Source organism: Planktothrix paucivesiculata PCC 9631 (genome assembly GCF_900009265.2).
Lineage (GTDB): Bacteria > Cyanobacteriota > Cyanobacteriia > Cyanobacteriales > Microcoleaceae > Planktothrix > Planktothrix paucivesiculata.
In genome coordinates this window covers 79,254-104,957 of sequence record NZ_LR734982.1, presented here as the reverse complement: position 1 = coordinate 104,957, position 25,704 = coordinate 79,254, and the positions used below count along the sequence as shown (strand labels likewise).

At 41.9% G+C, this 25,704-nt stretch carries 18 protein-coding genes; 11 read left to right on the top strand and 7 right to left on the bottom strand.

Annotation, left to right across the window (positions count from 1 at the left end; translation table 11 throughout):
• Positions 1-7: 7 nt before the first annotated feature.
• The 5 genes from PL9631_RS00525 to gltB all read right to left on the bottom strand — a co-directional run bounded on the left by PL9631_RS00525 (position 8) and on the right by gltB (position 10,655).
• Complete coding sequence (locus tag PL9631_RS00525; RefSeq protein WP_083616096.1) at positions 8-1,624, bottom strand: AAA-like domain-containing protein; 1,617 nt, start codon at positions 1,622-1,624, stop codon at positions 8-10.
• A gap of 68 nt (positions 1,625-1,692) precedes the next feature.
• A complete protein-coding gene (locus tag PL9631_RS00520) occupies positions 1,693-2,265 on the bottom strand; it encodes a Uma2 family endonuclease (protein WP_083616095.1) in 573 nt (190 codons plus the stop codon).
• 209 nt (positions 2,266-2,474) lie between these two features.
• Positions 2,475-3,950, bottom strand: a complete 1,476-nt coding sequence (gene glcD, locus PL9631_RS00515) for a glycolate oxidase subunit GlcD (RefSeq protein ID WP_083616094.1) — start codon at positions 3,948-3,950, stop codon at positions 2,475-2,477.
• Between the two features lie 519 nt (positions 3,951-4,469).
• On the bottom strand, positions 4,470-5,738 hold the full coding sequence (locus PL9631_RS00510; RefSeq protein ID WP_083616093.1) for a hypothetical protein: 1,269 nt from the start codon (positions 5,736-5,738) through the stop codon (positions 4,470-4,472).
• Positions 5,739-5,942: 204 nt separating this feature from the next.
• A complete protein-coding gene (gltB, locus tag PL9631_RS00505; RefSeq protein WP_083616092.1) occupies positions 5,943-10,655 on the bottom strand; it encodes a glutamate synthase large subunit in 4,713 nt (1,570 codons plus the stop codon).
• Positions 10,656-10,915: 260 nt separating this feature from the next.
• Between gltB and PL9631_RS00500 the strand changes: the two genes are divergently transcribed.
• From PL9631_RS00500 to PL9631_RS00455, 10 genes are all read left to right on the top strand, one after another.
• Positions 10,916-12,931 (top strand): phosphodiester glycosidase family protein, encoded by a 2,016-nt coding sequence (locus tag PL9631_RS00500; RefSeq protein ID WP_083616091.1) that lies wholly within the window; start codon positions 10,916-10,918, stop codon positions 12,929-12,931.
• Positions 12,932-13,098: 167 nt separating this feature from the next.
• A complete protein-coding gene (locus PL9631_RS00495) occupies positions 13,099-13,515 on the top strand; it encodes a phosphomannose isomerase type II C-terminal cupin domain (RefSeq protein ID WP_083616090.1) in 417 nt (138 codons plus the stop codon).
• Positions 13,516-13,582: 67 nt separating this feature from the next.
• The gene (locus tag PL9631_RS00490; protein WP_083616089.1) at positions 13,583-13,915 is read left to right on the top strand and encodes a HesB/IscA family protein; all 333 of its coding nucleotides are present in this window, start codon (positions 13,583-13,585) and stop codon (positions 13,913-13,915) included.
• A gap of 215 nt (positions 13,916-14,130) precedes the next feature.
• Positions 14,131-14,910, top strand: a complete 780-nt coding sequence (locus PL9631_RS00485; protein WP_331281244.1) for a transposase family protein — start codon at positions 14,131-14,133, stop codon at positions 14,908-14,910.
• A 409-nt stretch (positions 14,911-15,319) separates the two neighbouring features.
• Entirely contained in the window at positions 15,320-15,691 is a 372-nt protein-coding gene (gene rpsL / locus PL9631_RS00480; protein WP_026786431.1) for a 30S ribosomal protein S12, read from the top strand.
• Between the two features lie 132 nt (positions 15,692-15,823).
• On the top strand, positions 15,824-16,294 hold the full coding sequence (gene rpsG, locus PL9631_RS00475; protein WP_083616087.1) for a 30S ribosomal protein S7: 471 nt from the start codon (positions 15,824-15,826) through the stop codon (positions 16,292-16,294).
• Between the two features lie 68 nt (positions 16,295-16,362).
• Complete coding sequence (gene fusA, locus PL9631_RS00470; protein ID WP_083616086.1) at positions 16,363-18,441, top strand: elongation factor G; 2,079 nt, start codon at positions 16,363-16,365, stop codon at positions 18,439-18,441.
• A gap of 105 nt (positions 18,442-18,546) precedes the next feature.
• Complete coding sequence (gene tuf, locus PL9631_RS00465) at positions 18,547-19,776, top strand: elongation factor Tu (protein WP_083616085.1); 1,230 nt, start codon at positions 18,547-18,549, stop codon at positions 19,774-19,776.
• Positions 19,777-19,921: 145 nt separating this feature from the next.
• On the top strand, positions 19,922-20,239 hold the full coding sequence (gene rpsJ, locus PL9631_RS00460) for a 30S ribosomal protein S10 (RefSeq protein WP_026786435.1): 318 nt from the start codon (positions 19,922-19,924) through the stop codon (positions 20,237-20,239).
• 128 nt (positions 20,240-20,367) lie between these two features.
• A complete protein-coding gene (locus tag PL9631_RS00455; protein ID WP_083616084.1) occupies positions 20,368-21,009 on the top strand; it encodes an LON peptidase substrate-binding domain-containing protein in 642 nt (213 codons plus the stop codon).
• Positions 21,010-21,095: 86 nt separating this feature from the next.
• Here the strand turns inward: PL9631_RS00455 and PL9631_RS00450 are convergent, their stop codons facing one another.
• Both PL9631_RS00450 and PL9631_RS00445 read right to left on the bottom strand, forming a co-directional pair.
• Positions 21,096-23,150, bottom strand: coding sequence for an ABC1 kinase family protein (locus PL9631_RS00450; protein ID WP_083616083.1), 2,055 nt, complete (start codon positions 23,148-23,150; stop codon positions 21,096-21,098).
• Between the two features lie 179 nt (positions 23,151-23,329).
• Positions 23,330-23,764: a hypothetical protein gene (locus PL9631_RS00445; protein ID WP_083616082.1), complete on the bottom strand. Its 435-nt coding sequence runs from the start codon at positions 23,762-23,764 to the stop codon at positions 23,330-23,332.
• Between the two features lie 605 nt (positions 23,765-24,369).
• On the opposite strand from PL9631_RS00445, the gene PL9631_RS00440 reads away from it, so the two are divergent.
• A complete protein-coding gene (locus tag PL9631_RS00440) occupies positions 24,370-25,647 on the top strand; it encodes an NAD(P)/FAD-dependent oxidoreductase (RefSeq protein ID WP_083616081.1) in 1,278 nt (425 codons plus the stop codon).
• Positions 25,648-25,704 lie beyond the last annotated feature (57 nt).

Here is a 25,704-nt window from a genome sequence, read left to right as displayed (position 1 = left end):
TAAATCGTTAAGGATTAATTTGATACAAATCCACAGGTTCGGGAAATCCTTTTAGCGGTTTTAATCCTATATATTCTGCCTGTAAAGGTATATGATTTTTCACCACTTCATAGACTGTTTTAGAAATACAAATACCATTCATTCCCGCTTGACCTTGCAGGCGTGCTGCCATATTAACTCCTTCGCCTAACACATCATCCCCACTAAAAAACACATCTCCCAAATGAATCCCAATTCGATGATAAAGTACCTGATTAGAGGGTAAATAAGTAGCAGAACGCACTAAGTTTTTCTGAATTTCTTGAGCGCAAGAAACGGCTTGAACAGCACTGTTAAAATACATTAATAATCCATCTCCCATCGATTTTAACACTTGACCTTCATAGCGATTACAAATGTCTCGCATCCATTGAAAATCACGAGTTAGTGATTCTAACATCTGGGTTTGATTGGCAACCATCAGTTGCGTTGAATTGACAACATCTGTAAAGACAATAGCAGCTAAGATCCGATGAGATGGTGGTTGGTCGCGTGCTAATACTCCGGTAACACTTAAATGATCAGGTAAATGTTCTCGAAAATAGTCTCGATACAGATTGCATAAGGGTTCAACTAAATTACCATGAATTTTTACTAATCCCATACTGCGTAATTTAAACGCTTCTGAGGAACCAATACGGATCGGTTGTTCACAGTTAACAACTTGTTTAAAAGCTGTTAATAAAGACTCATCACTTTCAAGATTCAGTAAATGACGGCGTAAATGTTCATAATATGGCCCTTCTTCAGTGGGTGCTAATGCGATTAATTGTTCTAAATTTAATCGTTCCCGTGCAATTTCATACAAAGCTACTCGAATTAAATAAGGATTTCCTCCCAAGATTACCATCAGTTGTTGAACTTCAGCTTCTTGCCAATTTAACTGATGTCGTTGGATTAAATCTTGTACTTGAAGTTCATTCAGTTCAGGTAATTCAATCGGTAGACCCACATTAAAGGGAGATTGATTGATATGAAGGGGAATATAAACTTCTTTAGAATGGGCGATCGCTAACCGTAGTTTTTTCCAAGCGGGCATATTTTTTCCCTGTTCATGCCAAGTTCGCAGTAGGGCAAAAAAGTCTGTGGCAATTTCAGGATATTGAAAAATCTGATCAACTTCATCTAGTCCTACAACTACGGCATGGGAAATTTCTGCAAGTAAATATCTTTGAAGATAATTTGTACTTTTGCTTTTACTTCCTAAATAATCATCTTTCCAGTAATCCCCCAGTTTATTTTCAAGATTCAGTTGATCACTCAAACTGGCACAAAACCACTGTAAAAATTGATCTAAACTGCTTAAAAATTTGCTGTCAGCCGATTGAAAATTGAGATAGGCAGTTTGGTATCCTTGTTGATTACCATAGTTAAGAATTCGAGATAGTAAAGAGCTTTTACCCATTTGTCGAGGGGCTTTGACTCGAATTAAAGCCCCGGATTTAGTAATGGTTTGATAACAGTCTGATTCAATGGGAAAGCGTTCAATATAAAATGCGGAGTCCAGGGGAACCTGACCCAGTGGTTCTTCCAGATTCAGGGATGGGTTTGGGGTACTTTGGGGTCGTGGATGAAGTTCGCTCACATTGCCCTCAAGTCGCTACAATACTGATGTTAGTATTTTACCAGAAAGTTAACTCATCACGTATTAAACTACGGAAATACTTTAGATAAATCTAAGGTTAAATCAGGAAAATAAGGTAAGGTTACAGACTGGCTGGGTAAATAAATCAGTTTACGAAGATAACCAAACTCTCCTTGTGATTTTTGATAGGGTTCGCTATAACATTCTAAACAAAAATCGACTAAATTAAAGATCCAATAATCGGTAATATTATTCTCAGCATAAACTGATAGTTTTGTAGTTTGATCATAGTCTAAAGATGAATCAGAAATTTCAATCAAGAGTAGAATATCTTCTGTATGGGGATGACTGCTCAAATAGTCATCTTCTTTATTTTTAAGAATCACAACATCTGGTTCAGGTTCACTATAGTTAGATAAAATAATAGGATCTTGACCCTGTAAAGTTGCACCCTTACCAATTATGTCAGATAATTCTCTAGTTAACCGTCTGTTGACAGTTGCGTGAAGCATTCCTTTTGCTGCCATTTCAATGATTTCTCCGCGAATCAGTTCAACTCTATCATTTTCTTGGAAAAAGCCTAATTCAGTTAGGCGATGATAGTCTTCGATGGTAAATTTTTTAACAGTTGCGATCGCCATAATTTTAAATAAAAATAGGATTGATGTTCATTATAATGCAGGGCGAGCGTCCTCGTTCGCTAGATAGGTTTTCCAGAAACCCCTACAATCAAATATTATAACCTCGGCACGGATTATTATATCTATTCAATAGATAATAATTAGTGAGCGAGGACGCATAATTAGCGAGCGGGGACGCCCGCACTACTGAGAGATTTTAACAATATTAATTAAAATACTTCTGTCCCTTCAAACTGTTTAATATTTTGCAGTTTGGCGGACTCTCCACAGGTGCGAGGAGTGGGTAACATTTTACCAGGGTTGGCTAAACCTTTCGGGTTAAAAACTGTTCTTACCCATTGCATCATTTCCAAATCAACTTCGTTAAACATTTGGGGCATATAACATTTTTTATCTGCACCAATACCATGTTCTCCCGATAAACTACCACCCACTTCCACACATATTTTCAGAATTTCGCCACCAATTTCTTCAACGGTTTCTAATGCACCTGGAACGGAATTATCATATAAAATTAAAGGATGTAAATTGCCATCCCCCGCATGAAAGACATTAGCAATACGATAGCCATATTTTTCTCCCAGTGCTTCAACTTCTTTTAAAACATAAGCCATTTTTGTCCGAGGAATTACGCCATCTTGAACATAATAATCAGGACTGACATGACCTGCTGCTGCGAAAGCTGCTTTCCGTCCTTTCCAAATTTTTAACCGATCTTCTGCATTACTAGCAGTGGTAATATTTCTCGCCCCATTGTTGATACAAATTTCACTAACCCGTTGTTTATTGGTATCAACTTCTACCTGTAAACCATCTAATTCAACTAATAGAATTGCCCCCGCATCCCGAGGATATAAACCAATTTTTACCACATCTTCAACGGCATTAATACTGAGGTTATCCATAATTTCCATACCCCCAGGAATAATCCCGGAACTAATAATATCAGAAACCGCAGATCCAGCCGATTCTAAATTGGTAAAATCTGCTAATAAAACACAAATTGATTCCGGTGATTTTAGAATCCTTAAAGTGATTTCAGTAGCCATGCCTAACGTCCCTTCTGAACCTACAAATAACCCGGTTAAATCATATCCCGGCATTTCGGGAATATCGCCACCAATATCAACAATATCACCATCAGGAGTGACAATTTTTAGTCCGAGAATATGGTTAGTTGTCACCCCATATTTTAAACAATGAACGCCGCCAGAATTTTCGGCAACATTTCCCCCAATAGAACAAATAATTTGACTAGAAGGGTCAGGAGCATAATAAAAACCTGCCCCACTAACTGCTTGTGTGACCCAATTATTAATTACTCCTGGTTGGACAACAACGCGCTGATTTTCTAGGTCAATATTTAGAATTTTTCGCATTAAAGCGGTGACAATTAAAACACAATCTTCTACGGGTAAAGCACCCCCAGAAAGTCCAGTTCCTGCCCCTCTAGCGACCCAAGGAATCAAATTGCGATCGCAAATTTTAACAACTTCTGCTACTTCTTCAGTGGTTTTGGGAAGCACCACTAAAGCGGGACGTTGACGATAGCTAGTCAGTCCATCACATTCATAAACCAGTAATTCTTCTCGACGTTGAATCACGCCTTTTTTCCCAACAATAACCTCAAATTGTGGAATTAAGGGTTGCCAGTTTCGGGTTGCTTTTGATTGGGTAGCGACCATAGGAATAACCATCAGGAGGATTAGGGATTGTTTATATTATATCGTTTTTGAGGAATATTTTTATCATTGATTTTAGGCATTCATTTTAATTGGTTCTAATTCTCTCCGTACCTCTTGGCATCGACCCCAGAATATTTTGGAGGTCATTAGCGACAAATTCTAAATCAAATTTTTCTAAGATTTTTTGAATCTTTGCAATGGGTTGAGGATATTCCTTTTGATATAAATAAATTAAATTCCACAAGTCTTGAATATATTATTGTGTAGGCTCTAAATCATAATTTTTTGCCAGTATGGAAGACAAAAATAGTTTTTATATAGAATAATTAAATCAAGGATATAATAGATCTATAGGATTTTTATTCAAACTGTAATTCCTAAAATAAGAGTGCATATTAAAGAGTGTATACTAGAAAAAAGCGATTATGGAGCCGTTTTAAATGTCAACCCTACTAGAAAGAATCACAATCAAATTAGAAATTTTAACTAAAGCCAAATATCATAAATAGCAAGACGAAGTTAATTTCTTTGGTAAACAATAGTTAGAACATCACTTTTTTTGATTTCAATAGCTTTTTCATAGGAAGGATCTAGGGTTTTTTTGCTATCTATGAATCGCTTTAGTTTTTCATGTAACATTTTAGAATTATTTTTTGAAAATTTATTATTTTTATTTTTTACAATTTTTCCAATATTAAAACAGGGAGAAATATAGTAATATTCAGAAGTTTGAGCTATTAAGCAAACTGATTTTAGTTTTGATCTCTCTTCATCTTTCAACTCCAGAAGAGCTTTATCTTTCAACTTCAGAGGAGCTTGATCTTTCAACGTCTGTTTATAAATATTAAAATTATCATTTCCCTCTTTAGATAAAAGCAATTCTATTCTTGTTGGCTGCCCACCTCCTAAATTAGCTGGAATTAGAGGGTAAATATGATTAGAATATTTTTGAATATCAAATAGAGAAAATATTGTGATTATTGCAATTAACCAGTATCTCAGCTGTACAAATAAAACATTTTTTGAATCAGTGTTTACTTTCTTTGACATCAATAAATATAATGAATACCCTATAATTAATAAAGATAAATACCAGCTTACAAAAATATATTTTAATGAAGAATAATAATCATCTATGTAATCTTTGAGTGTATTTTTAATTTGTGTATGAGTGAATAAATTAAATATATTTACATCAATTGTTTTGTTCCAAGCCGATAATGATAAATATAAAAACACATGAGCTACCAAAATGCCTATTACTATTCTTATTATAGTAAATATAATTCGTTTAGACAATAAAATGTTTGATTTTTCAACTTTAACTACTTTAAATAATGAAATATTAGGTTTTTTAAATATAATTATTTCTAATAATGATAAGAAGCCAAAAAGTAATGTAAATCCTATAAATATATATTTAGGTTCTGCTATAAGATCAACCGCAAAAACTATTATAACAAATAATAAAATCAAAAAAGAGGCTAAAGTAGAAGTGGATTGAGCTATTTTTTCCTTAAGTTTTTCTTCTTCGTCTTCATTAATTTTTCTGATGATGAAAGGTAGCCAAACTATAGCTACATTAATTATAAAAAATAACCCGACACTAATATATTTAGTTTGTAGCAAATCTATTTCAGTTATGCCATAATTCAATAAATGGCTACGAGTAATAATGAAACCAAAAAAGTAAAGTATTCCAGAAATCTTCAGTATGTTACTAAAATAATCTGAAAAAAGTTTTATTACTGTATCAAAAAAGCTAGAGGGTTGATCTTTCGCATTCATAGCTTAATTCCTTCTTTATGAGTATTAATTAACAAGGGAAGTCTTTCGGTATTAAATTGAGACCCACTAATATAAACGCAACTATTTTGGACTATCAGGAAAGTGAGCCTATATTAATCTACGATTACACCTCAAAAACATTAAATCAGCCCACTCCCCAAATTTGGCAATGGGCTGAGAGATTAACTCTTAAAATTAACCATCCTAAATCGCAACCGCCACGACCGCATCTGACGCTTCAGGACTATCTTTTTCCGAAGGAGGAACAACTTGCCAGAACTTGGGTAAATACTCCGACCAGTTCGCCAGAATAGTTTTAGCCTTCTCGCTGACCGTGTGTTCCGCGTGTTGTGTGATTAACTCTTTTAACTGCTGTTCACCCATCGGCGTACTCACCCGTTGAATCTTGACAATTTCCGGGTTTACCATTTCCGGGAAATCCCCATCTTCATCCAGGAAATAACCTAAACCTCCGGTCTGTCCGGCGCCCACATTCCGCCCCACCTTACCGAGAACCACAACCACACCCCCGGTCATATATTCACAACAGTGGTCGCCAGCGCCCTCAATAACGGCTTTACCCAAGGAATTCCTTACCGCGAAACGTTCTCCGGCTTTTCCGTAGGCGTATAACGTTCCTCCCGTCGCCCCATATAAACAGGTATTCCCGATAATTACATTCTCCGAGGGGTTATAAGTAACAGCCGCCGGGGGTTTAATAATAATCTCTCCCCCGTGCATCCCCTTCCCGACATAATCATTCGCTTCCCCCGTCAGGGTTAATTTGATTCCGGGTAGGTTGAAGGCGCCAAAACTCTGACCCGCCGCCCCGGTAAAGTTAAGGTTAATTTGTCCAGCAAAGCCACTATTTCCATAGAGAGAGGCGATTTTTCCGGCGATGCGTGTCCCCACCGTCCGGTCAGTATTCACGATCCGCAGGGTTTTCGTTACCGTCCCCTGGTTTTGAATAGCGGTGGCAATTTCCGCATCTTCTAATAAGACATCATCCAAGACCGGGCCGTTACTATGGATGGGTTCATGGTTTAACCAACTGCGATCGCTCGTTACAGGCGCTTGGGTAAATACATCTAAATTTATATGTTGGGTCTTAGCCACATTCACCCCTTCCCGACGTTTCAGCAGGTCAGACCGTCCCACTAAATCCACTAATTTCCGATAGCCCAACCTCGCCAGAATATGCCGCACTTCTTCAGCTACAAAATAGAAGAAGTTCACAACATGGCCCGGAGTTCCTGGGAACTTTTCTCGCAGACGTTCCTGTTGGGATGTCACCCCCACGGGACAATTATTGGTATGGCAAATACGAGCCATAATACAGCCCTCAGCGATCATGGCAATGGTTCCAAAGCCGAATTCCTCAGCCCCCATTAAGGCTCCCATCACCACATCCCAGCCACTTTTGAAGCCACCATCCACCCGTAACCGTACCCGATCGCGGAGTTTATTGCCCATCAACACCCGATGAACTTCCGTTAACCCCAATTCCCAAGGACTTCCGGCGTGTTTAATGGAGGTGAGGGGAGATGCTCCCGTCCCCCCGTCATGGCCGGAAATTTGGATATAGTCGGCGTTAGCTTTAGCAACCCCGGCGGCAATAGTTCCAATTCCCACTTCTGCGACTAATTTCACCGAAACCGTGGCCTTGGGGTTGATTTGGTGCAGGTCAAAGATTAATTGGGCTAGGTCTTCAATGGAATAAATATCATGGTGGGGAGGGGGGGAAATTAGGGTGACACCGGGTTTAGACCGCCGCAACATGGCAATATATTCGCTAACTTTCTTGCCGGGGAGTTGGCCTCCTTCTCCGGGTTTGGCCCCTTGAGCCACTTTAATCTCGATCGACTGGGCATTCATCAAGTATTCGGGGGTGACGCCAAACCGTCCCGAGGCCACCTGTTTAATGGCCGAACTGGCACTATCTCCGTTTTGGAGTCCTTTTAAATGGGGACGTCCGGCCGAAATCCCACTGGCATCAACATCGTTAAAAATCTTGTAGCGGGCGGGATCTTCCCCTCCTTCCCCGGAGTTGGATTTTCCGCCTAAACGGTTCATGGCGATCGCTAAAACTTCATGGGCTTCGGGAGAGAGAGCCCCCAGGGACATCCCCCCGGTACAGAAGCGTTTGACAATTTCCTCGACGGGTTCGACTTCTTCTAAGGGGATAGAATTGCGATCGCTGTTAAAGTCTAATAAATCCCGTAAGGCTGTGGCTGGGCGGTTTTCCACAAATTGACGATAGAGTTCGTAAAGGTCAAACCGTTGTTGTGTTTGTTGTTGTGCTTTAGCACCATCTTCAGGATGAGACGCGCCGTGGAACGTCTCTACTACGGGGCCAGAACGAACAGCCTGGTGGAGCAATTTAGTCATTTCGGGGTTATTTAAGTGATATTCTCCCCGTTTCATGGCATTGACAAACCCGAAGTTTTCTAACTTTTTCGCCTCTAGGGGAAATGCTTTAGCATGGAATTGATAGACTTCTTGGCTTAACTCAGAAATACTTAAACCCCCAACGCGAGACACCGTACCCCGGAAACCCATTTCCAGTAAATCTTCTCCAATCCCAATGGCTTCAAAGATTTGTGCCCCACGATAGGAAGATAACAGAGAAATTCCCATCTTTGATAAAATCTTGAGTAACCCATCTTCGACGGCTTTTTGATAGTTTTTCTGGGCATCTTCCATGGTCATCGGGGGGATTTTACCCTTCGACAGATTGTTCTGAATCAGGGGACTAGACCACCAATGGCGCACGGTTTCTAAGGCCATGTAGGGACAAATCGCCGATGCCCCGTAACCGACTAAACAGGCAAAATGATGGGTACTCCAACATTGGGCCGTTTCCACCACCAGGGAGGCTTGTAAGCGTTTGCCAATTTTAATTAAATAGTGGTGAACCGCTCCCACGGCCAACAACGGCGGAATATAGGTCTGTTCGGCCGTTAATCCGCGATCAGACAGAATAATAATTTCCTTACCCTGATCCACCGCTTCCGCGGCTTTTTCGCAGAGTTGGGTGAGGGCGATCGCGCAACCATTGGGCCCTCCTTCCAAACCATAGAGGGTAGACAGGGTGATCCCGGGAAAATCCGACTGGCGCAGCGCCTCCAACTCCGCCTCATTCAGTAGAGGAGAGTTGATTTTATACAGTCGGGCGTCTTCGGGTTTCAGGTCTAACAAATTCCCCCGTTTCCCTAACTGCATCGAGAGAGACATAACAATCCGTTCTCGCAATGGATCAATAGGTGGGTTTGTTACCTGAGCAAAGCGTTGTTTAAAATAGTTGTATAACAACTGAGGTTTGTCTGAAAGCACCGCCAGGGGCGTATCATCCCCCATACAAAACGTTGCTTCCTTGGCCGTACTCGCCATATCCGAAATTTGAATATCCACATCCTCCGCCCCGTAACCAAAGGCGGTTTGCTGTTGCAGGAGGGTGTGCGGTGCTAATTGTTTTTCACTAATAAAGGGTTGGGGTTCCCCCTCGGTGCGATACTGTTCTAACCAGGAGCCATAGGGGTGTTCATGGGCGACCCGTTGTTTGATCTGCCAATTTTTTAGGACTTCATGGGTACTCAAGTCCACCGCAATCATTTGTCCTGGCCCTAAACGGCCTTTTTCCTGAATTTGGTCGTCGGGAATATCCACCACCCCGGCTTCGGAGGAAACCATGATCACGCCATCTTTGGTGATACAGTAACGGGCGGGACGCAGGCCATTGCGATCCAAACAGGCCCCAATTTGTTTCCCATCACTAAAGACTAATAAAGCTGGGCCGTCCCAAGGTTCTTGGATGCCGCTGTAATATTCGTAAAAATCCGTAATTTCCGGTAGGTCTTTGAGGTTAGGCTGGTTTTGATAGGCTTCGGGCACCATAATCATCAGCGCTTCTAAGGGACAGCGCCCGCTTCTCACCAGTAACTCTAGGCAATTATCTAAGTTAGCTGAGTCGCTATTAGTAGCATCCACAAAGGGAATTAGGGTTTTTAAGCGATCGCCCCAAACCGGATGAGCTAAGATATTTTCCCGCGCCCGCATCCAGTTAATATTGCCCAACAGCGTATTAATTTCCCCATTATGCCCCAACAGTCGCATCGGTTGAGCCAAAGGCCAGCGCGGCATGGTATTGGTACTGAAGCGACGATGATAAACCGCGAAATTACTCTTATAGTCGGGGTTAATTAAATCTAAATAAAATTCTCCCAGGATCGCCGATCGCACCATGCCCTTATAGACAATAGTACGGCAGGAAAAAGAACAAATATAAATATCCTCGCCCCAGACTAACCCATCCTGTTTCAAGGCTACCCCAGAAGATCGACGGGCTAAAAACAGTTGTCGGTCAAGATCATCCCCGGTATTTCCCTTAGCCGAATAAACCATAACCTGTTCGATGCGGGGTTGGTTTTCCCGCGCCTGTAACCCCAGGACTTCCGGTTTAACCGGGACTTCTCGCCAACCCACAACGACTAATTCTTCTTGTTTGAGGTCAGTTTCAATAATTTCACGGGCTTTAATGGCCAAATCAAGATCCTGGGGTAAAAATACCATCCCCACCCCATACTTGCATTCTGGCTCTTTTAAAATATCAATATTTCGTTCAGCAAACCAAGGGGCCAACAATTCCCAAGGAATAGCGGTCATGATCCCAGCCCCATCCCCAGAGTCCTGATCGGCGCTACAGCCCCCCCGATGTTCTAAGCAGGTTAAGGCGGGTAGGGCTTTTTGAAGAATAGAATGGCTCGCACCCCCCGATGGGTTGGCAATAAATCCCACCCCGCAGGCGTCTCTTTCTTCCACTAACCACGGTTGACCGGGGTAGGGGTAGCCCATATTTCCTGCTGTGCACTCTTGTTGATGGTTTGGTTGGGGGTTGTGATTAACTCTGGTGTTATCCATGTCTTGATTCTATTGAGTGAGGATGCTTGAAGCGGTTGAATTGTAACCAAAATTGACGTCGGGTGCAAAAACCCTAGTCTGACTAGCATACCCTGAATAGGGCCAGATTAGGGATAAAATCCGAATATTGACCAATCAGACTGTTCAGGGTTGACGGTTGCCTATTAACGATTAACTGACCAGGGCTAATTATTTGGGGTGTTTTTCGTTTTTGATTAATATTGTTGAGTTTTGTTGCACATCGAATAAGGAATGGCGATATGTTTGATTTTAATTTAATTCACAAACCGAAAAAGATTATTTTATTGTTAAGTATCTTTGGGTTAAGTATTTTACCTATTTCTGCTCTTGCCGAATCCAAAACAAATCCAACTCGACAACAGGGAAACCAGATTGAAATTAATGGCAATTTAATTAATATTCCTTGGCATATTGATGAATCTAATAGTCAATCAAAAATTGCTGTTAAAATTAGTGATATCGGATTAATGCAAAATCTGGGTATTAATCTCCTTGATAGCAATAATAGTTCCCAACAACCGATTCAATGGTTTTCTTCTCAATCTACATTGTCGGCGCAATATATTAATCCCTATCGCTATTTAGATTTATCGAATTTTGCCGCATCTTCCCAATGGCAAATCAAACCGGAGGGAAGCAAATTAAAAATTACTATTCCTCCTTCTACGATTCAATCTTTGCGGATTGAACCTTTATCTGTAGCCAATAATTTACCTCAAAATGATTCTACATTTTCTCCTGAAAAAATTATTATTGAACTCGATAAACCCACAATTTGGCAACAGCCTAACCCAGAAATTAAAAAGCGATCGCCTTCTATTGCGCCTCAACCTTCTCCACCCCTAACAGATGACCCCACTACCCGAAATCAGAATAATTCCCCTCAACCTGTTACTCCGATTTTACAAGATTGGAATTTAATTTTAGAGGCTAAGATTACCCCTAAACTTTTATCCGATAGTCCAGAATTTTTTAAGCCGAGTATTCTGACCAAAAGCCCCAATTTAATTCCACCCAATCCTAATTCTACTCATCTACAATTACACTCTCAAAATAATCAAACTCAGGTTAAATTTAGTCTGCCGACCGGTTGGCGTCCGGTGGTCACTACCTTAAACTCTCCCTATCGTTTAGTGATTGAGATTAAACCGGATTTTCTCACCCCTAAAAATATTTTATGGAAACCCGGAATTAGATGGAGACAAGACTATATTGAAATTCCTAAAACTGAAGCATCTTTAGGATCGTTACTCAATCAAATTTTAAAACCTTCTCAACCCTCGGTTGATCAATTTCCGGTATATTGGTTAGAAATTAATATTAATCAACCCGAAATTAACTTAACTCCCATTTTAAGTAATCCTGATGCTCGTCAAGGCACTTCAACCTTATTAAATATCGCCCAGCAAGCAAAAGTTCCCGTAGCTATTAATGGAGGTTTTTTTAATCGAAATAATCAACTACCCCTAGGAGCAATTCGCTTTAATAATAATTGGTTATCGAGTCCAATTTTAAATCGAGGAGTCATAGCTTGGGGAAAGGATAAACCTATTTTGATGAATCGTTTAATCTTAAAAGAAACCCTAACTACGGCATCGGGGCAAACTTTCCCTTTACAATACTTAAATAGTGCTTATGTTGAAGCTGGAATTTCTCGCTATAATTCCGACTGGGGAAAATCCTATACTCCGATTAACCAGCAAGAACATATTATAGTAGTTGAAAATAACCAAATTACCCGTTATATTGAACCGAATAAACCAGAATCATCTGTTGTTAATATCCCAACTCAGGGTTATTTATTAGTTGTTCGAGGTAATCCCGAATTATTAAAATTATTACCCGTAGGAACTCGTTTACAATTACAAAGCCAAACCGAACCCAATGAATATCAAAACTATCCCAATATTTTAGGAGCCGGGCCGTTATTAATTCAGAATCGTCGGATTGTTTTAGATGCTGCTCAAGAACGATTCAATCCAGCCTTTCAACAACAAAAAGCCATTCGGAGTGCGATCGCTATTACTAATAATAATACCTTACTCCTGGTGGCTGTCCATAACCGTCCTAATGGTTCAGGCCCAAGTCTAGCAGAACTGGCTCAAATATTGCAAAAATTAGGAGCAGTAACCGCCCTCAATTTAGACGGAGGAAGTTCCACCAGTCTCTATTTAGGAGGATATTATTTAGACCGTCCTTTCCCAACCGTCGCCCCTGTTCATAATGGTTTAGGAATTGCGATCGCAGATCATTAGGGTTAAATCAGATTATGATGGATCATAGCAAGCCAGGTGTATTTACGAAGGTAGTTGTGGGGGGTGTTCTGGAGAACGCACAAGAGCCATCCAAAGGTTTATGAATACCACCCCGGATTTTAATATCAATTCAACTTAGGTAAAATCTTTGATAAGGAAATAGGATTATGGTAGCAGTCAAGGAAAGTGTGGCAAGTTCTAAAGCTTCCACCGAGAATACACCCAGTGTCAGTAATACTCCCATGGAACTCAGACCGTGGGGTTCATTTACAACCTTGGAAGAAGGGCCTGGATATAAAATTAAACGTATTGAAGTCAAACCCGGTCATCGGTTAAGTTTACAAATGCACCACCATCGGAGTGAACACTGGATTGTGGTAGCCGGAACCGCTAAAGTGGTTTGTGGAGAGAACGAAGAAATTTTATTCTCTAACCAGTCCACCTATGTTCCTCAATGTACCTCCCACCGTTTGGAAAATCCCGGTGTGATTCCTCTGATTTTAATTGAAGTTCAGAACGGGGAATATTTGGGAGAGGATGATATTATCCGATTCCAAGATGACTATGCTCGTACCCCCGCTTAAAGCGCACCAAAAACCCATATTTCCGGTAATCTAAAAATAGATTAACGTTTCTGTGAGTAGGTGTTTCATGATTTCTCTGAGTCCAGCAGCCACTCGTGAGGTGCTCCGCCTCCAGTCCAAGCAAAATAATCCTCATCTATCCTTTCGTCTTGGGGTGCAAAAGGGAGGCTGCTGTGACTGGTCTTATACAATGGGATTTGATGAAACCCAGCAGTCGAGCGATATAGTTTATCAGTCTGATCAGATTAAAATTGTGATTGAGCCTGAAAATTTAAAGTACCTAGAAAATCTAACAATTGACTATTCCGAAGATTTAATGGGAGGCGGGTTTCGCTTCCTAAACCCCAACACCACCCAAAGCTGTAGCTGTGGCTATTCCTTTGTCGCCAAATCTGAATAATCTATTCTGATTTAGCACTCGCCCCCAACCGTTACAACCCATACTCGTTTCCCCACCCCATATAGTCCATTACGAATTACGAATTACGAATTACCCATTCCCTGCCTCCCCTGCCTCTCCTGCTCCCCCCATTACCCATTAGACATCTCCGAAATAAAAATGGGGAGGGATACTTGATGGTAAAATTAGATTTTACCCCAAGGAGAGATGACTAAATTAAGAGGCTATCTGGACAAGAATCCCCAGCAAACAAAAAGGCTATTGTCGATGAACAAATCTTACTAACTCTAATTTATCTGCATCAGATGCCCACATTTCAAATGTTAGGGTTACAGTTTGAAGTGAGTGAATCAACAGCGAATGATATTTTCCATAACTGGATAAAAATCTTCAGAGAATTACTGCCAGCCAGTTTAGTTGAGCAAGTAAAAAAAAACGAGAGTGATTGGGAGTGGGTAGAAGAAATTCTGCTGGAATTTGAGTTAATAGTAGATAGCTATGAACAGCCCATGCAAAGACCAATAGACAACGAAGAGCAGAAAAAATATTACTCAGGAAAGAAAAAAACACATACGTTTAAAAATCAAGTCATTGTCATGCCGAGCGGGAAAGAAATAGTGGATGTAGCTGTGGGTTATACCGGAGCAACAAGCGATCTGAAATTGTGGAGAGAAAGAAGGGAGGAATTGGGGAATCATCAAAAATACAGGGGGGATAAAGCTTATGTAGGGGAAACAGCAATTAATACACCACATAAGAAACCGAGGAATCAAGAAATATCCCTTGAACATCGAGAAGAAAATCGGTTAAAAGCCAAACAAAGGATTGTAGTCGAACATTTAATAAGACTGATAAAAATTTATCGAGTTGCTTCCGAAAGATTTCGGTTAAAGAGCCAAAATTATGAAGCAGTAATCTTGACAGTATGTGGACTAATAAGATGGCGAATAGGAGCGATTGTATTATCATCTAAGAATTGCCCAGAATACTTTTGAAAAATGATTGAATATCAGAAATAAAATTCATTAATTATTATTAATGTAACTGAAAAAGCCTATGAATCCGTTACTTTAGGAGAACCCGGCACAGGAGTGCTAGAGGCTCAAAAAGTAGCGATAGAGGGCATTTGAGGATTTTCGGAGATGTCTAGTACCCATTACCCATTACCCACTCCCCATTCCCCATTCCCCATTCCCTGTTCCCTGTTCCCTGTTCCCTGTTCCCTGTTCCCTCCTACAAAATAGAATTTGCAAAAACTGCTGATCTAGGTTATTATGATCTTTTGGGTGTCAACATCTGACCATACTTTTGAAAGAAAGTCCCGTCCCCAGGTAGGGGAGGGATATTTCAGTGGAGATACCTCAAAACTTCAAATTGCCTAATTATTTCAGTATGTCGTAACTCATGCCCACTATCCAGCAACTAATTCGTTCTGCACGGGAACAGACTCAGAAGAAAACAAAATCGCCCGCCCTAAAGAGTTGCCCTCAAAGGCGGGGAGTCTGTACAAGGGTTTATACAACCACCCCTAAAAAACCTAATTCCGCGCTGCGTAAGGTGGCAAGGGTGCGGCTAACCTCTGGCTATGAAGTGACAGCATATATTCCGGGTATTGGTCACAACTTGCAAGAACACTCCGTAGTAATGATTCGAGGCGGTCGGGTGAAAGATTTGCCTGGAGTTCGATATCACATTATTCGCGGAACATTAGATACGGCGGGAGTCAAAGATCGTCGTCAAGGACGCTCGAAGTATGGTGCCAAGCGTCCTAAGTAGGAGCTTTGAGTCAGGGCTAAGTTAAAAGTTGTGGCGGTGTTGTTGGATCAAGATTAACAACATTAGGCCCATGGTGACTTGTCCCCATCGCTGAAAATCTTAAATTATCTATTGTGTTAAGGAAGATACAATATGTCTCGTCGCAGAGTTGTGCAGAAGCGTCCGATCCCTGTAGATCCGGTCTATAACAGTCGCTTAATTAGTATGATGGTACGTCGCATCATGAAGCACGGAAAGAAATCCATTGCCTACCGGATCATTTATCAGGCACTAAAAACCATCGAAGAAAGAACGGGTGCAGAGCCTCTTGAGGTCTTTGAAAAAGCCGTTCGGAATGCGACTCCCTTAGTGGAAGTCAAAGCGCGACGGGTGGGTGGTGCAACCTATCAGGTTCCCATGGAAGTTCGCTCAGAACGAGGAACAGCCTTAGCCCTCCGTTGGTTAATTCAATATGCTAGGGCCAGAACCGGACGTTCTATGTCTGTGCGATTGGCCAATGAACTGATGGATGCCGCTAACGAAACTGGAAGTGCAGTTCGTAAACGGGAAGAAACTCACCGGATGGCAGAAGCTAATAAAGCCTTTGCCCATTATCGGTACTAAAAAAATGGATAGCAGTGATATCCGTAAACGTATAAAATCTTAATAAAGGTTTAAAAAAGGAGGTAGCTGTGGCACGTACCGTCCCGCTTGAGAGAGTACGGAACATTGGTATTGCAGCCCACATTGACGCGGGCAAAACAACCACAACCGAGCGGATTTTATTCTACTCTGGCATGGTTCATAAAATGGGCGAAGTCCATGAAGGAACAGCAGTAACCGACTGGATGGCTCAAGAGCGGGAGCGTGGAATTACCATCACGGCTGCCGCTATTACCACCAGTTGGAAAGATCATAAGATCAATATCATTGATACTCCGGGTCACGTTGACTTCACCATTGAAGTCGAACGTTCGATGCGGGTGTTAGACGGTGTGATTGCTGTCTTTTGTTCAGTCGGTGGTGTACAACCCCAATCTGAAACGGTTTGGAGACAAGCAGAACGCTATAAAGTTCCTCGGATCGTCTTTGTGAACAAGATGGATCGCACGGGTGCTAACTTTTTCAAAGTTTATGAGCAAATCCGCGATCGCTTAAGAGCCAATGCCGTTCCGATCCAGATCCCTATTGGTAGTGAAAACGACTTCCAGGGATTAGTGGATTTGGTAGAGATGAAAGCTTATCTCTACAACGACGACGATAAGGGAACGGATTTTGAGGTCACGGATCAAATTCCCGAAGCTGTGAAACAGATAGCCGAGGAATATCGGGTGAAATTAGTGGAGTCGGTTTCAGAAACCGATGATCACCTGATGGAGAAGTACCTAGAAGGTGAAGAACTGACGAACGAAGAAATTCGGACTCAGTTACGCAAAGGGACAATTGCTGGAAAGATTGTTCCGCTTCTGTGTGGTTCTGCTTTCAAGAACAAAGGGGTACAACAACTGTTAGATGCGGTGGTTGACTATCTCCCGGCTCCATCGGAAGTTCCTCCGATCCAAGGAACCTTATCAAATGGTGACGTTGACGTCCGTTATGCCGATGACGAAGCGCCTTTATCGGCCTTAGCGTTCAAGATCATGGCTGATCCTTACGGACGCTTGACCTTCGTTCGAGTCTATTCCGGGGTTCTGCAAAAGGGCAGTTATGTCCTGAACTCCACAAAAGATAAGAAAGAGCGAATTTCTCGCTTGATCGTTCTTAAAGCTGATGATCGGATCGAAGTGGATGAACTGCGGGCTGGAGACTTAGGGGCAGCCCTGGGCTTGAAAGATACCCTCACCGGTGATACCCTCTGTGATGACGCGAAACCCATTATTTTGGAATCTCTGTTCATCCCTGAACCTGTGATTTCTGTGGCGGTGGAACCCAAAACGAAACAGGATATGGAAAAACTCTCCAAAGCTCTCCAATCTTTGTCAGAGGAAGATCCTACCTTCCGGGTTTCGGTTGATTCTGAGACCAATCAAACCGTGATTGCTGGGATGGGTGAACTTCACTTAGAAATTCTGGTTGACCGGATGTTGCGCGAGTTCAAAGTTGAAGCTAACGTGGGCGCGCCCCAGGTGGCTTATCGGGAAACTATCCGCGAATCGGTTAGAGCCGAAGGTAAGTTCATCCGTCAAAGCGGTGGTAAAGGTCAATACGGTCACGTTGTGATTACTCTCGAACCGGGTGAAGCGGGTAGCGGGTTTGAATTTGTTTCTAAAATCGTTGGCGGAACTGTACCCAAAGAGTACATCAACCCGGCGGAACAAGGGATGAAAGAAGCCTGCGAAACCGGAGTGGTTGCGGGTTATCCTCTGATTGATTTGAAAGCCACTCTGGTGGATGGCTCTTTCCACGACGTAGACTCCTCAGAAATGGCCTTCAAGATCGCTGGTTCTATGGCGTTGAAGGCAGCGGCTAATAAGGCTAAACCTGTCTTGTTAGAGCCCATGATGAAGGTTGAGGTGGAAGTACCTGAAGACTTTATTGGTAACGTGATTGGAGACCTCAACTCACGCCGAGGCCAAATCGAGGGTCAAGGAACAGAACAAGGCATTGCCAAAGTTACGGCTAAGGTTCCCTTAGCACAGATGTTTGGTTATGCCACCGACATCCGTTCCAAAACCCAAGGTCGGGGGATTTTCACCATGGAGTTTAGCCACTATGAGGAAGTTCCTCGTAGCGTTGCTGAAGCCATTGTTGCCAAAAATAAAGGCAACTAAATGGGCACTAGGGGTTTGGTTGGGTTAATGGTTAATAGCCAACAACCCATAACTAGCCCCTCCCTACCCTTATTTTTCTTGAAAACTTTCAATTCTTAACTGAAAATGGCACGCGCAAAATTTGAACGGAACAAACCCCACGTTAATATCGGTACCATCGGTCACGTTGACCACGGTAAAACCACTTTAACGGCTGCAATTACCATGACTTTGGCTGCTCTGGGTCAAGCCACAGCCAAAAAATATGATGAAATTGATGCGGCTCCCGAAGAAAAAGCCCGGGGGATCACAATCAATACGGCTCACGTTGAATACGAAACCAAAGAGCGCCACTATGCCCACGTTGACTGTCCGGGTCACGCTGACTATGTGAAAAACATGATCACCGGTGCTGCTCAGATGGACGGTGCAATTTTGGTGGTATCGGCCGCGGATGGCCCCATGCCCCAAACCCGCGAACATATCCTGTTGGCCAAACAGGTCGGGGTTCCCAATATTGTTGTCTTCCTGAACAAAGAAGACATGGTTGATGATGCTGAACTGTTGGAACTGGTAGAACTGGAAGTCCGGGAACTGTTGACCTCCTACGGTTTCGAGGGTGATGATATCCCGATCGTTGCTGGATCTGCTAAAGAAGCTTTAGATTTCATGGTGGCTAACCCCAAAACCGCCGTCGGCGTCAATAAATGGGTAGATAAAATTTACGCGCTGATGGAAAAAGTGGATGCCTATATCCCCACTCCTGAGCGTGATATTGATAAGCCTTTCCTGATGGCCGTTGAAGATGTCTTCTCCATTACTGGACGGGGTACAGTGGCAACCGGTCGGATTGAACGGGGTAAAGTCAAGGTTGGCGATAACGTTGAACTGGTTGGAATTAGAGCGACTCGTGCCACTACTGTCACGGGGATAGAAATGTTTAAAAAGAGTCTGGATGAAGGGATGGCCGGAGACAACGCTGGTCTTCTGTTACGCGGTATCCAAAAGGCTGATATTGAACGCGGTATGGTGATTGCCAAACCCGGTTCGATTACCCCCCATACCCAGTTTGAATCTGAAGTCTATATTTTGAAAGACACAGAAGGTGGACGTAAAACCCCTTTCTTCCCTGGCTACCGTCCTCAGTTCTATGTCCGAACAACCGATGTTACCGGAACCATTAAAGCCTTTACCTCCGATGAAGGAGCCGATGCCGAAATGGTTATGCCCGGAGACCGGATTAAAATGACGGTGGAACTGATCAACCCTATTGCCATTGAACAAGGGATGCGCTTTGCTATCCGTGAAGGCGGCCGTACCGTAGGTGCTGGCGTTGTGTCCAAAATTCTGAAATAAGCTTTGTTTGTGAATTAAAGCTGCAAAGTTGAGGATAAGGTTGCAGAAAATAGGAAGGGTTTGATCCTGTTTCTGCACCTTCTATCTGTCAAGATGATGTGACTGCTCAAGCCGATAATCCTGAACCTAGAAAACTGAACACCCCATGGCAACTATTCAACAACAAAAAATTCGGATTCGTCTCAAAGCCTTTGATCGTCGTTTACTTGATACCTCTTGCGAGAAGATTGTAGATACGGCGAATCGTACTAGCGCCACTGCGGTTGGGCCGATTCCTTTACCCACAAAACGCCGGATTTACTGCTTATTGCGTTCTCCCCACGTTGATAAAGATTCCCGGGAACACTTCGAGACTCGTACCCATCGTCGCATTATTGATATTTATCAGCCTTCTTCTAAAACCATTGATGCTCTGATGAAATTGGACTTACCCGCCGGGGTAGATATTGAAGTGAAACTTTAATTTTCCGCTTCGACTATTCTCAACCTACTCAACCTGACCGTTTAATCGGTGGTTTTGAGTAGGTTTTTTGATATTTAGAAATTGACCCGAGATCTGCTACGTTGTTAGTAGCTCTTACTTAACGGACAATGGCGTCATTTTCCTCAATTGCTGTTCGAGAACTGCCTCTGTTTCCTCTACCGGAAGTGGTTTTATTTCCGGGTAGACCCCTACCCCTGCATATTTTTGAATTTCGTTATCGGATTATGATCAATACTATCCTGAATACGGATCGCCGTTTTGGGGTATTAATGTTTGATCCGAATCAAGGTCAAGTTGCTTCCGTGGGTTGCTGTGCGGAAATTGTCCAACACCAACGTTTACCCGATGATCGAATTAAAATGCTGACTTTGGGACAGCAACGGTTTCGGGTATTAGAAGCGGTTCGGGAAAAGCCTTATCTGGTGGGTTTGGTGGAATGGATCGAAGATGAACCCACCCAACAGGATTTAAGACCCATGGCAACGGAAGTGGAACGTTTGTTGCGTGATGTGGTGCATCTGTCGGGGAAGTTGATGGAACAAAATATTGAACTTCCCGATGATATTCCCAGTTTACCGACGGAACTTTCCTACTGGGTCGCCAGTAATCTCTATGGCGTCGCTTCCGAACAACAAACGCTGTTAGAAATGCAAAATACTGTCACTCGTTTGGAACGAGAAGTGGAGATTTTAACTTCAACCCGCAGCCATTTAGCCGCCCGGACAGCGTTAAAAGATGCTTTAGATTAGATAGAGGGGGTAATTCATGAATTACCCCTACTCTCTATAGAGGTGATGCGTAATTTCTATTACTATTAGCTCAGAAATTGAACCGATTAACGACTCTGTGGTAAAGATAGGGGCTGTTGAGGAAAAGATTTTTCATGATTAGAATGTCCGTTTTTTTCAACAGTAGACCCGAGTTGATTATCTTCAGAAACTAGAGGATCAGAAGATAAAAATAACTCCCGAATCAGTCTAGCCGCGGCTCGTTGGGCTAATTCCCCCGCTACTTTTTGACTCAGGTGTTGAACTTCGGGTTTAACCATTAAACCCGGAACTCGCTGCACTAATAGCATCGGATCAAAACCTTTCGTGTCTTGGAGAATACCCACAATTCTTTGAATTTGTTCTAAGTTATTTTGATTGGGGGTAGGTTGAGGGGTGATTGTAGGAGTTGGGGGGGCTTTTAATCCCATCCATTCCGCTACTTTAGATTGGGCCGTGGTCAACGCATTCCGAGAGGCTAGATCAATACCTTTAACTAACTCATTCCCTAACTGTTCTCGAATTAATTCCCCGCGTTCTGAAAATAAAAAGTCTAGGGTTTGATCCAAGACTTGGTTAATATCATAATCCTCGCTACTTTGGGCATTTTTAAGTAAATTTTCTAAACGATTCCATCGGAATGATCCATCTTTAAATAATAGATCTTTTAAAGAAGTTCTTAACTCAACAGAAGGATCAGTCAAAAGTCGTTTCGCCACATAGGGATAGGCTTTACTTAACACTTTAAAATTGGGATCAACATTAATAGCAATCCCTTCTAAGGTAACTAAAGATCGAATAATTAGGGCATAATAGGCCGGAACTTGGAAGGGATACTCATACATTAATTCCGAGAGTTGATCCGTAATACTCTTAAAATTAAGTTCGGCAACACTCGCCCCCAAGGCATTACTAAAAACTTCTGCTAAAGCCGGAATAATGGGGGTTAAATCGGTTTCAGGTGTTAAAAATTCCAACTTCACATAATCTTTTGCTAACCCTTCAAAATCCCGATTAACTAAATGCACAACAGCCTCTAATAACCCATAGCGTTGATAGGGTTTAACCTCACTCATCATCCCAAAATCAAGATAGACTAATTTTCCTTCAGGACTAGCTAATAAATTACCCGGATGGGGATCGGCATGGAAAAACCCATGTTCTAATAATTGTCTTAACGAACATTGTACCCCCACTTCAATTAAGTAACGAGCATCAATTCCTTGGGCGGTAACTTCTTCTAAATTGGTTAATTTAGTTCCGTTAATCCACTCCATTGTTAATACCCGTCGCCCGGTATAACCCCAATAAATTCTAGGCACATAAATATCGGGAATATTGCCGTAAAGTTGTCTAAATCGTTCGGCATTTCTGCCTTCATGGTTGTAGTCCATTTCTTCATAAATTCTTTCCCCAAATTCATCCATGATGGCGACTAAATCACTGCGGATAAATTTAAACCTTTTCTTTGCCCACTGGGCTAGGGTTCGTAAAATATAAATATCCAGGGCAATACTTTCGGATAAACCCGGACGTTGGACTTTGACCGCGACGGTTTCTCCGGTTTTTAATTTGCCTTTATAAACTTGTCCCAGGGAAGCCGCAGCTAGGGGATCGGCACTTAATTCTGCATAGATATTATCGGGGTGATCGCCTAATTCTTCTTGAATAAATTGATAGGCAATTTCATTGGAGAAGGGAGGAAGTTGATCTTGTAATTTGGTTAATTCGTCTAAATATAAAGTAGGCATGACGTCGGGCCGGGTAGATAAGGCCTGTCCGACTTTAATAAAGGCTGGGCCAAGTTCGGTTAAGGTCTTTCGCAGTTGAATTGCCCGTTTTTTCTCGGCTTTAAGTTTTTTTCCCCGTTTGCCATCGAACCATAATCCCAAAGCGAAGGAGCCTAATTTCCAAATAATGCTGAATAGGCGTCTCCAGACCTGGAACACTCGGGAACGGTAATAGTCGGCAATGGCCACGGGATCGTAGCGTACCGTCGGTTGCTCCGATTCCTTGTGGATGCTTTTCTCTGGCAGAGGGTGATGTTCGTCCATGGACTTTGAGGAAACATCAATGGTGGCAGGGGAAAATGATCCGTTCGGTTCGAGTTGGGTAATAGTCATGGGGGTGAATCTAAATCAAGCCGGGGCTGAGTTTTGAATTTATATGAACTATTGTAACAACATTCCTATCAGTCATCAGTTGTAGGGACGGGTTCTTTGAGATCTTTGTTAATCACTTAAATCTTGATAAACCAGCCCGTACCAGTTATCAGTTAAAGAGATTCGGGAAGTAGAATATCTCAATCCAGATTTTCTGTTTCTGGGTTGGGTTCAAGTCGCTGGCAAATATTCAATAAATAGAGACGGGTACTTACGGGAAGACGGGGTAGGGGGGCTTCCAGGTTTGGCCAAGTGGGTAAATCAAAACAAGGACAGCAAGCGGGGGGCATTCCGACAACTTTCACAGGAATCAGGAGGGAACACCGCCCACAGGATTTGATTTCCCATTGGGAGGAGAGAAGGTTTTCAATGGTTTGCTCAGTTCCCTCTAAATAGCATTCTCCCGACTCAGAGGAGAGGATTTCAGTCCAGCATTCCTCAAACTGTCGGCTATACCTTTCTCCTTGAACTACCGGTTGCGGTAGGCGGGAGTCTGCGCCGTTGCGAATGAATACTTTTTTGCCTAACTGAAACCAGTGGGCTAAATATTGTTTAACTTGATCTTGGGAAGCCATGATTTTAATTTTTTGAGATTTTAACAGCTAAATTTAAAGGCTAGGGATCGGAACTTTAAGTTAAAATTAAATGGAATCAACTATTTGTATATTTCCTGAGTTAAATTGTATCGGTCAGACTCCCATGAAACTTAGGCTTAAATCTATATTAATTCTAAAGTTTTATTGAAAATAAAATTGATACTTGGCAATCATTATCTAGGAAATTAGCTCCGTTTAATATTGATGAGATAGCTATATTGAAATTAAGTAAATTTGGATCGACTACCCCATTATATCATGGAATCATGAATAGGGATCAAAATATTAATCAAAAAATATAACAATTTTTATTAACGTTTATTAAGATTTGCAAAAACAGATTTTTATGTTTTAAATATTCATTCATTTTAAAAAAATTATATTCATGATCGTTTTTTGATCACAAAAACCAAGAATTAATTATTTTTAATTATCAATAATTGATTCTCAATAAAATTTCCTATAAATTTATTTTGTGCAGGGCTTTTGAACCCGAAATCTTAAAAGTTGTTAATAAATTAGAGATTTAGTACCCTTCCCCGATACACTCAATAAGCAGATCAGTCCAGAAGTCCCAAGCTATTATGTCTAGTACAACCTCGCAAGCTTCAAATTCCGAGCCAACAACCCCGATAACCCGCCATCAAATTGTGATTGTCGGGGGAGGAGCCGGAGGAATTACCGTCGCCGCCCAACTGATGCGGAAAAATTCCAACCTCGATATTGCCATTATTGAACCCTCGGAGCAACATTACTATCAACCCGCTTGGACATTAGTGGGGGGAGGAGCTTATAACATTCAAGATACAATTAAGGATGAAAAAGACTGTATTCCCCCGGGTGTCAAGTGGATTAAAGCTTATGCGGATAAATTTGAACCCGAAAATAATTTAGTCATTACCAAAGACGGTCAACGGATTAATTATCAATACTTAGTAGTTTGTCCGGGGATTCAAATTGATTGGCATTTAATCGAAGGATTAAAAGATGCCATTGGTAAAAATGGTGTCACCAGTAATTATTCCCTGGAATATGCCCCCTATACTTGGGAATTGTTAAAAAATTTCAAAGGCGGAAATGCAATTTTTACCTTTCCATCCACACCGATTAAATGTGGCGGAGCACCCCAAAAAATTATGTATTTAGCCGATGATACCTTCCGCAATAATGGGGTGCGGGAAAAAAGTCAGGTGATGTATTGTACGGCGGTCGCTAAAATGTTCCCGATTCCCGGCTATTGTGAAGCCTTAGAAAAAGTAGTGCAACGCCGGAATATTCAGGCAAATTATAAACATAATCTCAAAGCAATTAGACCGGAAACAAAGGAAGCAATTTTTGCGGTGACAACGGATAACGGTGTGGAAGAAGTCAGTATTAAGTATGATTTTATTCATGTCACACCGCCCATGAGTTCCCCTGATTTTATTAAGAATAGTCCCTTAGCGGTGCAACCTGGGGGATGGGTGGATGTGAATAAAACCACGTTACAACATAATGTTTATCCGAATGTTTTTGCATTAGGAGATGCGTCTTCTTTACCTACTTCTAAAACGGCGGCGGCAATTCGCAAACAAGCGCCTGCTTTAGTGGAAAATCTCTATAGTTTAATTCATGCTCAAAAGCTAACGGGAAGTTATGATGGTTATACCTGTTGTCCGTTAATTACGGGTTATGGAAAAACGATTATGGCCGAGTTTACCTACGAGAATAAACCGGATTCTAGTTTTCCTTTTGATCCTACCGAAGAACGTTATAGTATGTGGTTAGCCAAGCGTTATGTTTTACCTTGGTTATATTGGAATCGGATGTTAAAAGGCGCGCCCTTTGAAGCGGAGAGTTTGAAGAAGTTAACCGGGAAATAATCGTTGAGGAGCCGGGTTTTTCTGGAAAATCCGGTTTCTGTGTTTAGAAAATTGCGA